Origin of the sequence: Pseudomonas sp. BS3767, assembly GCF_900099665.1 — a bacterium.
GTDB lineage: Bacteria > Pseudomonadota > Gammaproteobacteria > Pseudomonadales > Pseudomonadaceae > Aquipseudomonas > Aquipseudomonas cerasi.
The window spans coordinates 930,146-942,248 of sequence record NZ_FNCX01000001.1 but is presented as its reverse complement, the minus strand read 5'-3'; the positions used below and the strand labels follow the sequence as shown (position 1 = coordinate 942,248).

The window sequence follows — 12,103 nt, the reverse complement described above, 5'->3', positions numbered from 1 at the left end:
TCTATGAAAAATTTATTCCCTGATTTGTACTCTGACCTTGTTCCAGGTATGTCAGCAGCAGGATTTTCTTTAGGTGAATCGTTTTTCAATATTAGCGAAAAAATTGGGGTGGCTGAGTGGTACGGTCCGGAAGTACCTGTGCGTGACATTCTCCTTCAGAATAAATCTTGGGTCGGAATTAAGAGAAAGATTGGTTTTGGTGATGAGCTTTTATTTTCATATCGATTTATGAATGAGGTGGTCTCGCTGTACTTTGAAAATAGCGGAAGGCTTTATAGAATTGCTGTAGGTGAAGGGTATCGTGGAAAATTTAGTAGTGTCGGTGTGGGGGATGATCTTCGAAGCTTAGAGAGGGGGTTTGATGTCTTGTTTAATGATGCGGATGATGATTTTCTTCTAAGAAAAGACGGAAAAATATTGTCAGGTGTTAGTTTTGTTACGGACTACAGAGCCTCCTTAGAAGATGCGCCAGAACAAGTTATCAAGTTTATATCAATACATGACTGGTCCCTTCGATAAAAACAGTGGGCAGACCACGTTTTTTTATAAACCCATCAAAATAAATGTGTGTAAAAGCGACAGGCAAAGCTGCTACTCAGATCCTAGGCCGAGTACAGTCGCTATGGGGCCTGGTTGGACGATGATGAGTTTTTTGCCAGAAGCTACTTGTGTAGTTGAGCCTAGAGGGAAAATATATGTTAACGCGAATACTGCAAATCCTTAACGTAAATTGCGTAGTCAGACGGAATTGGACGCCTTAGGGTTGAGGGTTGTACAGAATAATGACGCTTTAGATTCGCGATTTTCCGGCCAGACATTTGTGTAGTCAGATGGAGTGGCAACGGTTAAAGTTTTTTTTGGCAGAGTCTTAATCAGCAGATATTTTGCTTTGGCTGATATCCGGCGCATTCTAGCGCCGGTATGTTCAGTTGCTTTTTCACCCTATAGCCATCAATAATGGCTACATGGATACTGCGACCTGTCGTTATTGCAGATGCCATCGCCGATGCCACTTGAATCAGCGCGCTGAGCTAAATCGAAAACGGGGGGTGGCAGCGACTGCCGCAGGCACCAAAGTTGTTAATACCCCGACGGTTGTAGATCCGCTGATTACTTAGGCCAGTCAGGTCAGCGCCGCCACTCAAACAGTCGCTCAAGCCAGCTCGATTACGCCGGTCGTTTCTGCCGCAGCGCAAACGGTGACCAGAGTAGAAGGGTTGCCAAGTAGCTCGTCCGTTTCCAAACCGCAAAAATACCTGATCGAAACCAACCCGGTCCTCACCGAACTCAAGCAATTCATAAGTTCGGATTACCTGCTCGCAGGCCTGGGCTACGACCCCGAAGTCAGTGCCAAGCGCCTGGGCGATGGCTTGTATGAGCAACGCCTCGTCCAGCAAGCAGTCGTGGCCCGCACCGGTCAGGCGTTCATCGATGGACAAACCTCCAACGAGGCCCAGTTCAAGTACCTGATGAACAACGCAATCGCCAGCAAGCAGCAGCTGAATCTGGCGGTCGGCGTATCGCTGAACTCACAACAAGTCGCAGCGCTGACCCACGACATCGTCTGGCTCGAAGAGCATGAAGTGAATGGCGAAAAAGTGCTGGTGCCGGTGCTGTATATGGCTCAGGCCGACAATCGCCTTGGCCCGACCGGTGCATTGATTGCCGGTAACGACGTCTCGCTGATCGCGGGGCAAAACCTCGACAACGTCGGCACCTTGCGAGCGGCCAATAACCTGTCGGCTGCTGCTGGAAATGATCTGGTCAACAGCGGCCTGATAGAAGCTGGTAACCGTCTGGACCTGCTGGCGGGTAACGACCTGGTCAACAAGTCCGGGGGCATTATCGCCGGACGTGATGTGACACTGACCGCCCTGCGCGGCGATGTCATCAACGAACGCACGGTGACCAGCCATCAGAGCGCTGCGGATGATGCGACTTGGCGTCAGGACTTTGCTGACAGCGCGGCACGCATCGAAGCGGCCAACGACATGTCCTTGCAAGCGGGTCGTGACGTGAAAAACACCGGCAGCGTATTGCAGGCTGGTCGTGATTTGAGCATCTCTGCGGGCCGTGACGTCGCTATCGACTCGGCCCAGACCGAGAACGGCCAGACACGCGGTGCGAACTCCAGTAATTCCAGCATTACGCAACTGGGCTCCACGGTCAGCGCCGGACGCGACCTGACGGCCCATGCCGGCCGCGACATCAACGTGATCGCCAGCAGCATCGACGCCAAGCGCGACATCGCGATGGCCGCGACGGAAAACCTGACCCTGTCCTCGGCGGCTGATGAACAGCATTCGTACGGCAAGAGTAAGAAAGTGACCGAGCAGGAAGATCATGTCAGCCAGGTGTCTGCGGACCTGAAAGCGGGCGGCAGTGTGGCTTTGCAGGCAGGGCAGAATCTCGACATCATCGCCAGCCGCATCAATGCGGGCAGCAACGTTGCTCTTGATGCTGCGCAAGATTTGACCATTGCATCAGCTCAGGACGAAAGCTCGTACTTCTATGCCAAAAAGAGCAAGGGGTCGTTCGGACGCAGTAGTAGCAAGCAGCAGGAAAGCTACGACAGCAGCAACGTGGCGTCGGTAATCAATGCAGGGCAAGACCTCACCATCAATACCACCAAGGCTGCTGACGGCAGCGTCAGCATCAACGGTGGGCATGACGTCAGTATCATTGGCAGCCGTCTTTCGGCAGGCAATGACCTGATTCTCGGCGCCACTAACGATGTGACCGTACTCTCGGGTGTCGATGAGCTGGGTGCTTACAGCCAGAAAAGTAAATCCGGCTCTTTTGGCGTGTCCAAAAGTGGAAAAAGCGAGCTGAAGACCAGCTCTACCCAAGTCGCCAGTGAACTGAATGCCGGCAACGATGTGGTAGTGGCTTCAGGCAAGGACATCACACTGCGTGCCAGCAACATCGGCGCAGGCAATGATGTGGACCTCCGAGCCGGGCTGTTGGATAAAACCGGCGACATCAATCTGCTCTCTGCCAACGACGAAGCCTCCAGCCACAGCAACGAGTACAAGAAGAAAACCGGTCTTTCAGTGTCTGGCGGATTCCTGTCCATCTCATCGGCTAAAGAAGCTGGTGGCCAAGCGCAGAGCAGCACCAGTGTAGGCAGCCAGATCAATGCTGCAGGAAATGTAAGTCTGCAGACCGAGCGCGACATCAATGTTATCGGCAGCAGCGTCAACGCAGGTGCAAACGTCAGTCTGAATGCGGGTCAGGACGTCAACATTCTGGCCGCACAGAGCACCAACTCCAATCAGGACTGGGAGAAGAAAAGGCAGTCGGGCATTGGCGTGTCTTCCAACGCCAATGGCGTGACGTTCTTCGCAGGCGTTGATCGCACCAAGGAAAACAACCGCCTTGAGCAACAGAGCGCTGCCGCCAGCCAGGTCCGCGCGGGTGAAGACCTCACGGTCAACGCCAAGCGCGACATCAATCAGGTAGGTTCTGACCTTCAGGCGCTCAATGACATCAATCTGACTGCCGGGCGCAACATCAAGATTGATGCCGCACGTGAATCCAGGACAGTTGAACAACAACGTGAAAACTCACGCAATGGCCTGAGTGCGAGCATTGATCACAACTATGGCAGCACCAAGGACGCCATCAGCGGCGCAGGCAAGGGGGAGGACGCCACGAGCAAGGGATCGAGCACGCTCAAGGCAGTAGACAGCACCTCGCAGTTCCTGTCTGGCCCGACGGGCGATGGAAAGTTCGGTAACAGCAAGCAGGGCACCAGCCAGCAAGTGGTCGAAACGACCAACCGCGCCTCGACGCTGGACGCAGGCAACAACCTGAACATCTCCGCGAGCAACGACGTTCAGATCAGCGGCGGCCAATTGCAGGCTGGCCGCGACATAAATATCAAAGGCCGGGATGTCACGCTTGATGCCGCCAAAGGCAGCTACAGCCAGGAAACCAGCGAGCAGAAAAGCTGGAGTGGTATCCACGGCAGCAGCAGTGGCGGGTTCAAACTTGGCGTGGGCGGCAGCAGCGGCACCGCCAAAGGTGATCAGAGTCAGGAGGCCTCGACCGTTACTACGTTGCAGGCAGGTCGTGACGTCAACCTCAAGGCCAGCAATGACCTAAATCTGATCGGCACGCAGGCCCAAGCAGAGCGAAACATCAGTCTGAATGCCGGCAACACCCTCAATATCAAGGCAGCACAGAACGACAGCTCCACCGAAAACACCCGTAAAAATGCCGGCGGGGAGGCTGGTATCGCCATCGGTCCGGGAGGTATCGGTGTTTACGCCAGCGTCAACATCGGCAAAGGCGACTTGGAGCGCGAAGGCAAACAGCAGCAGGAAGCGTACCTGTACGCCGGTAATCAGCTCGGTTTCACCAGCGGGCAGGACACCAACATTGCCGGTGCGACGCTGCGCGGCAACGATGTCGTCGGACGCGTAGGTCGCGACCTGAACGTCACATCCCTGCCGGACACCGGGAAAGTCGAAGGCAAGGAATTCGACCTCAGCGCAACTGTCGTGGCTGGCTTTGGCGGCAGCGTCAGTGGCTCGGTCGGTTACGGCCAGACCAACGGCTCCAAGAACTGGATCGAGGAACAGACCAGCATCACGGCCAAAGACAAGGTCGACATCCGCACCGAGAACCACACCCAACTCGACGGCGCACTGATCGCCTCCGACAGCGGCAATCTCAAGCTGGATACCAACACGCTGGGTTACAGCGACATCGCGGGCAAGGACAAGGAACACGGTTACTACCTGAACGTTGGTGGCTCGTACGGTACCAGCGGCAGTACCACGCAGGACTCGACTCAGGTAGGCAAAGGCGATGACCAGAAAAACGGTTGGAGCGTCGAGGGCTGGAACTACAATAAGGATCGTGAACAGATCGTCCGGGGCACCGTGGGTGCAGGCGATGTGGTGGTGCGCAGTGATACGGCGGGTAAGGACTCAACAGCGGGCTTGAATCGTGATGTCGACAAGGCATACGAGATCACGCGTGATGATGAACATCGGACTGATTTGTATGTGACGAAGAGTTCGTTGGAGGCGGTCGCGGATCCTTCTGGGACTGTAAATGCCTGGAAAACTGCTATACAGAGTTATCCCGGCAAAACTGTGGACTTGTTAAATGCTGCGAGCACTCTCCTGGCTGGGACAGTGTCTTCCGCTGAGCAGGTTTGGAAAAATATCCAGGCGCAGAGTGTTTCTATAAACGACGTACCAGACTCCGTAAGGGAGCAGTTCGGAGACGAGTTGGCGCTTAACCTGACCAAAGCTTTTGTGCAAAACGGCAGGAACGTTGAGGATATTAACAAGCTGTCACAGGACGATATTGCAGTCATACAAAGTTTTAGCAGCCGTTTTTCTGAATTTAATGTTCAGCAGGCCGCTTGCAACGCTGCCGGCGGGTGCAGTGATGGCTTTAACGCTGATGCAGATCCTATTCATTACAAAGATAAGGATGGCGTTAATAAGATGGTATGGCTGCAAGATGCAAATTCTGATACTCCAGGAGGGAAATTGCTGGAGCAGGCCGAGCGTCTTCAGCGTTATCTAGATAAATTGCCTGTCGAGCAAGCCGAACTTCTTGGGTTGGGCGTTCAAACGGTAATGGGTCCTGCAAAAATGGCACTGGGAATGGCCGGCAGTATCGTTCTGAATAAACTGTTTGGTGACAAGATTGCTGCTGCCAAAGACGCGATGGCTAAAACAGTGGCAAGCGATTTGAGTGGGAAGGATCGAGACGATCTAGTAAGCAGTGATAATAAGCTCAAGGAACTTTATGACGTTGATGCGAATGCTCAGAAAGGAGATGTTTACGTACGCGGTGCGACCACGCTGATTAATATTGCATTGGGCACTGCTGTTGCGTCTACGGGTGTCGCAGGCGCCGCAATAATCAAAGGCGTGGGAACGGGATCAAGCGTTGCTGCAAGCAGGCCAATTGATCCTGTGAAAGTGACCATTGATGCAAACTGGAACAAGGCATCCAGGCCAATCAAAACTCCCGACGCAGCACCGCAGGCAGTGGCAGGGGCAACGAAGGCCTCAGATCAGACAGCACTTCCTTCGTACTACCGCGAGGACAGCTCGGCCGGTGCCTCTTTCAATAAAACGGGTGGATTACCAGAAGGCTACCGTCGCGTGGTTAACACCCGCACCGGGAACGTCGAGGTTGTTGGTCCTGATGGCTCGCTCTATTTTGAGGTGGCGGGGGGGGGACTCAAGCCCAAGGCAGGGGGTAATCTTGCTGCTTTGGTGAAGGCTGAGCGGGACATTGATGGTGCAAAAGGCGTTCCCTCTATTGCTGATTCCGGCGCAAGCAGCGCGGCTAATGCTGCTAGACTCAAAATGCAAATGGTTGCTGAGCAGGCCGCCGGAGCAAGGGCTCCTACACAGATCACTAGCTATTCAAATCACGCATTAGAACAATTTGCAGGAAGGGATGGTGGTATTGGTGTAAGCGAGTCTGCACTCAGTGGCGCTTGGTCTAGCCCTCTAAAAATTGAATATGTCCCTTCAAAGTACGGTCCAACTTTTAGGTATACGGAACGGATGCAGTCATCGTGGTCAATACTGAAGGTAAAATCGTGACAGGTTGGGGGAAATCGGCTTCGGGGACCGGGAAATGAGCTGCCTCCTAACAAGCGCCCAATTGCAGCTCTTATTTTCCTTATGCTTTATGGCGGGTCAGTACCAACTCGCACTGGCTGAGAAATTACCTAATGGTTCATTATCATTAAGTGAGGTAGACGATCTTTGCGAGTTGATTTCTAATGAGTTTTTGCTGAACGGTATAGAGGAGAGCTTCGAGCCGAATAGTTATGGCCTTGAGCTAGAACTGCTTCTAGATGCGGTCAATAGAGGTCGTGGTCAAGGCCGTTAGAGTTCTGTGATTTTTTTGGCTCCTCTGTTTGTACAAAAGAAACTGCTAATACCGCATTGAAGCTTGGCGAAACCCAAACTATTAATGATGTAAGCATGGCTAGTGTCGGGAGATGGATGTCTCCTGATGAACTGGCACAGATGCAAAGTAGTAACAAAATTGTTCAGGGAGGCGGCGGGCAAACCTTTATCTGAACTAACGGTGCCGCTGATTTTAAGGGGGTGCGTCTAAAGGTTTCGTCTATGTCGAGTTTGATATTCCAAGTGGTGGATTGTTGCAGGGTGGTAAGGAAGGTTGGTATAAAATGATTGGTCTGGACGCAAGTAAACCCCAGTAGTATTTTCTTAATAAACAGGGTGGGGAACATCTCCCTGAGGTAAAAAATATTACTGTGCTAGATAGTAAGTGAGAGGGGTTATGGATGCTTTTCAGTTTAATAAAGAAGTTAAGTCTCTATTGAAAGGCTACGCCGTAGAGTATTCAACATTCGCCAGTGGGGATTTTGGTAACCTTGAGCGGATAGGGCTGGAAGGCTTTAACAAGCTGGCGACCGTAGAATTTTGGTCTGAAGGCTGGATAGGTATTGATATATATGACCGTGCTTGTGATGAGCAGGTCATGAATATTTTGCTTTCTCCAGAGGAAAAAGATCTTGTCCCTAAAGGATTTGAAAAGCTTCTGGATATATTAAATCGAAATAGTTAATAAGTATCTTCGGAAACTCAGGGTGCTTATTTATCTGTAGATCCCAGCCTCGATTTGACACCGGCCCTGCGCCGGTGTTGTTTTATCTGCTTACTGCAAAACCTCCCTTCCTTTGCTGCGCGCTTTAGTCGTGGCCTGAGCGATCAGGGCATCAAGCATCTGCGCAACGAATTTCTGTATCTGGCACAGGCCGACAATCGCCTTGGCCCGACCGGGGCATTGATTGCGGGTAACGACGTCTCACTGATCGCAGGCCAGAACCTCGACAACGTCGGTACCTTGCACGCCGCCAACAACCTCTCGGCAGTCGCAGGCAACAACCTGATCATCACCGGCCTGATAGAAGCCGGCAACCGGCTCGATCTGCTCGCGGGTAATGATCTGATCAACACCGCTGGCGGCATCATCAAAGGTCGCGATGTTTCACTGACCGCGATCAACGGCGACGTGATCAACGAACGCAGCATCACCTCGATGGACAACAGTGTGCTCGGTCAGCGCCACAACGAGTTCGCCGACAGTGCCGCGCGCATCGAAGCCGCCAACGACATGAGCATTTCGGCAGGCCGCGACGTCATCAACAAAGGCAGCGTGCTGCAAAGCGGTCGTGACATGAGCATCCAGGCCGGACGCGACGTCACCATCGCCCCGACCGAAGTCACCAACAGCCTGTTCTCGGACAGCAAACACAACAGCAGCGACATCACCCAACTGGGCTCCACCGCCAGTTCAGGGCGCGACCTGACCGTTCAGGCCGGACGCGACATCTCCGTCATCGCCAGCCAGATCGACGCCAAACGCGACATCGCCATGGCCGCGACCGAAAACCTCACCATCAGCTCTGCGGCGGACGAAGAACACTCCCTGTCGAAAAGCAAAAAACTGACCCGCCAGGAAGACCACGTCAGCCAGGTTGCCGCCGATCTTGACGCGGGAGGCAGCGTTGCCTTGCAGGCTGGCCAGAACCTCGCCGTGATCTCCAGCCGTATTACAGCGGGTAAAGAGGCGTACCTGGTTGCCGGTGAAAACCTCGACATCTTGGCTGCGCAGGACAGTGATTATTCGCTGTATGACAAAAAGAAGAAGGGGAGTTTTGGGGCGAAAAACTTCAAGCGCGATGAAGTGACCGACACGCGCAATATCAGCAGTGAAATCACTACAGGCGGTAACCTGACGTTGGCAAGTGGCGGCGACCAGCGTTATCAGGTTGCCAAACTGAACAGTGGCAACGACCTGTTGATCAACAGTGGCGGCGCAATCGATTTCGAGGGCGTGAAAGACCTCCACGACGAAAGCCACACCAAGAACAAAAGCAGTGCAGCGTGGTTCTCGACAAAAGGCAAAGGGGCAACCGACGAGACCTTTCGCCAGAGCGAACTGGTGGCCAAAGGCGAAGTTGCCATTCAGGCCGTTAACGGTCTGCGCATTGATGTGAAACAGGTCAATCAGCAAAGCGTAAGCCAGAGCATCGACGCAATGGTCAAGGCTGATCCGCAACTGGCCTGGATCAAGGATGCCGAGAAACGAGGTGACATCGACTGGCGTCAGGTCAAGGAAATCCACGAAAGCTTCAAGTACGACAACTCGGGCCTTGGGCCTGCTGCGCAGATTGTTGTCGCCATCCTGATGGCGGCGGTGATGGGCCCAGCAGGCTTTGGTTTAAGCGCTGGTATTGGCGGCGCTGTAGCAACCAGCGTTGCGACGACGGCGGTGACGAGCACGATCAACAACAAGGGTAATCTTGGCGCCGTGTTCAAAGACGTGACGTCTTCCAACGCCATCAAGGGATACGCCATGGCGGGCGTCATGGCAGGTTTCGTACCGACCATCAATCCGAAAAATCTGGGCTTGGACCTTGCGAGTGTTCAGACCGTTGCGACTAAGGTGATCACCGAATCTGTGATCAAGACCGCGATCATGGGCGGGAGTTTCAAGGATAACCTTGGCTCTTCCATCGTCAGTACGGGAATCGCTACGGGTGGCGCCATTGCCGCAGGCAAGATCGGTGATTTCACTCTGTTCGATGAGGGCAAACTCACCAAAGTCGGCATGCATGCCGTGCTTGGCGGGTTGATGTCCGAGGCCATGGGCGGCGATTTCCGAACGGGTGCCTTGGCCGCTGGCGCGAATGAAATGGTTGTCGATTATCTGGCGGAGAGGATGCTGCCAAGTGATTTAGACAAAAACTCCCAAGCGTATCAAGCAGGTGTCAGCAAGCTGATGACTGCCTCGCAGTTGATCGGTGCTCTCACTGCTGCCGCAACGGGCGGGGACGCATCGGCAGCAGCGGCGGTGACGGCTAACAGTACGCAGTACAACTACCTTGCCCATAACCAGTTGAAAGAGGCAGCCGAAAAGTTAAGGAAATGTGCCCCTGCCGAGTGCGATTCGATTGTGGCCGCTTACAAAAAAGTGAGCGAGGATCAAACGATTGAAGCGATCATCAATTGCAGGTTCGACGTTTCCCTGTGTAAACCGTCCTCAAGGGATGTTGCTAACACGGTAGCCGATCTTTCGAGTGTCTACGATGCTTTGGGTGATGGTTCTAAGTACGCCAAGGACTCGCTGCAGATCCTGATCAATGAGAACCTGGAATTTCAGGAGACCTTGGCAGTTGCGACGACCGGTGCTAGCGCGCAGGCCGTGGCAGAAACACTCCAGGCCAAGCTCAAGCTCACGCCCGAAGAAACTGTTGAGTTGGCGGAGGCCATTGGGGGAGGATTAGCAGCCGCTGCTGGTGGGGTGGTCGCATTCCGCAGGGTGCTTGCGAAAGCGTCAACCCGGCTTGAAAGAGATGGTGGTTCATCTGTAAATAAACCTGTTGTAGATCGCACCGTTGATACTCTTCAGGATGCTGGCAAGCAGGAGTCATCAACGGCGGGGATGAACGCAGGTGCTGCTAGGCGATTGGATTATGAGGGAGCGCCCTATCACGGTAAAGTTGACAATGCGGTAAAAAGCCGGGCCCCAGTCAATGGTCAAGATGCTTTGGATACTTCAATTCAAGTCAAAATTACTTCTCCTCGTCGGGTTGGGATCGATTATGATTCTGGTGAGTTTGTTGTTTTTGATAAAACATTGGATACGACTTATAACGGACATGTTCGTTCTTGGGGGGACTTGCACGCAGATATGCAACGGGCTTTGCAGCAGGCAGGCATGGTCGATTGGAAAGGTAAGATTTTAATTGGCGGAGATAGGTGATGAATTATAAAAACTCTCCTGTTTATGACAGAAGCACTGTTGAAAAAGCTTTGGATTCAAAGGAAATAAAATCTGTTTGTGAGGCATTGTTGTCAATTGCTTTTTATGATCCAGACTGGGAGTGGGCGCAGAGAAAGTTTTTGGATGGGCTTGAAAGTAGCAATCCTGATATTAGGGGGTTGTCGGCAACTTGCCTAGGGCATGTCGCTAGAATTCATCAGAAACTAGATAAAGTTAGGGTGATTACGGCCTTTCGTGATCATTTAAATGATAGCGCGATTTCAGGGCAGATAGAGGATGCACTGAGTGATATTGATATGTTTGTAAAGTAATTTTTTGACTCTTGATTGGCTCTGCAGAGTGAATGATATAGTTAGCGCGTCAAGTGAAATGGCGTGTCGTTTAGCCTTTGAGCTTATATAGGACTGCTGGCGTGATATGAAAATATGAGTAAATGGCGGTTGCAGGAACCGAGTACAACATGGTCGTTGAGTTGACCCGACCGGTGCATTGATTGCCGGTAACGATGTCTCGCTGATCGCCGGCCAAAACCTCGACAACGTTGGCACCTTGCGTGCGGCCAATAACCTGTCAGCGGTTGCCGGTAACAATCTGGTCAACGCCGGTCTGATAGAAGCCGGCAACCGGCTCGATCTGCTCGCGGGCAATGAGCCTATGGCAATGGGCGCGGTAGGTGCATCCACAGGGGCAGCAGTCACGGCAGGTACTATGGGTGCCAACACGGCAGCGTTCCTCTCTGCAGGCGCGGGCGCTGTTGCAGCGGGTGCCGCTACCAACGCAACGGTCAGCGTTATTAATAACCGCGGAAACCTCGGGGCGGTAGTCAAGGACGTAACGTCTGCGGATGCTCTTAAAGGGTATGCCATTTCAGGAGTGACGGCGGGTCTGACGGCTGCGTATTTTAATGATTTTACGGGTACTCATAGTGATCCGAACACCGGCAAGATCGTTGGAGCCAAGCTCTCGACTTGGGAAGGCGTGGGTCAGTTTGCTGGTAATCAGGTTCTGCAGAACGGGACGTCTACGTTACTGAGTAATGCTCTTGGCAAGGGCGGCAGCGGCAGTGATGCACTCAAGACTGCGTTGTTCAATACCTTGGCTGCGGCGAGTTTCAATGCAGTGGGTGACTATACCTACGGCAAATTTGCGGAGGGTATGCCTCCCAAGTCACGCAATGGTGGGAGGACTGCTGTCAAAGGCTACAGGCGGAGATTTCAGGACTGGTGCGTTAGCTGCAGGTGCCAATGAAGCCTTGGTTGTGTCTTTGGAGAGTTTGGTCCAGAACGATAAAACTCTG

The 12,103-nt window shown here is 53.0% G+C and carries 5 protein-coding genes and 2 pseudogenes; all 7 read left to right on the top strand.

The annotated features are described in order from the left end of the window. Positions 1-3 precede the first annotated feature (3 nt). A complete protein-coding gene (locus BLR16_RS03650; protein WP_074806056.1) occupies positions 4-519 on the top strand; it encodes a hypothetical protein in 516 nt (171 codons plus the stop codon). A 620-nt stretch (positions 520-1,139) separates the two neighbouring features. Continuing rightward, a pseudogene (locus BLR16_RS03645) lies at positions 1,140-6,584 on the top strand (hemagglutinin repeat-containing protein); the annotation flags it as partial. A 34-nt stretch (positions 6,585-6,618) separates the two neighbouring features. Continuing rightward, on the top strand, positions 6,619-6,876 hold the full coding sequence (locus BLR16_RS03640; RefSeq protein WP_129402480.1) for a hypothetical protein: 258 nt from the start codon (positions 6,619-6,621) through the stop codon (positions 6,874-6,876). Between the two features lie 417 nt (positions 6,877-7,293). Then, complete coding sequence (locus tag BLR16_RS03635) at positions 7,294-7,581, top strand: hypothetical protein (protein WP_065349632.1); 288 nt, start codon at positions 7,294-7,296, stop codon at positions 7,579-7,581. 54 nt (positions 7,582-7,635) lie between these two features. Continuing rightward, positions 7,636-10,785, top strand: a complete 3,150-nt coding sequence (locus tag BLR16_RS03630) for a DUF637 domain-containing protein (RefSeq protein ID WP_092194100.1) — start codon at positions 7,636-7,638, stop codon at positions 10,783-10,785. Continuing rightward, a complete protein-coding gene (locus BLR16_RS03625; protein ID WP_065349634.1) occupies positions 10,785-11,117 on the top strand; it encodes a hypothetical protein in 333 nt (110 codons plus the stop codon). The genes BLR16_RS03630 and BLR16_RS03625 overlap by 1 nt, the downstream gene beginning before the upstream one ends. Before the next feature lie 166 nt (positions 11,118-11,283). Beyond that, positions 11,284-12,100, top strand: a pseudogene (locus BLR16_RS03620) (DUF637 domain-containing protein); the annotation flags it as partial. Positions 12,101-12,103: the final 3 nt, after the last annotated feature.

What these genes read in the sequence shown, in the direction of transcription:
- BLR16_RS03650 (WP_074806056.1), top strand. Translation starts at nt 4, where the DNA reads ATGAAAAATTTATTCCCTGATTTGTACTCTGACCTTGTTCCAGGTATG.
- BLR16_RS03640 (WP_129402480.1), top strand. Translation starts at nt 6,619, where the DNA reads ATGAGCTGCCTCCTAACAAGCGCCCAATTGCAGCTCTTATTTTCCTTA.
- BLR16_RS03635 (WP_065349632.1), top strand. Translation starts at nt 7,294, where the DNA reads ATGGATGCTTTTCAGTTTAATAAAGAAGTTAAGTCTCTATTGAAAGGC.
- BLR16_RS03625 (WP_065349634.1), top strand. Translation starts at nt 10,785, where the DNA reads ATGAATTATAAAAACTCTCCTGTTTATGACAGAAGCACTGTTGAAAAA.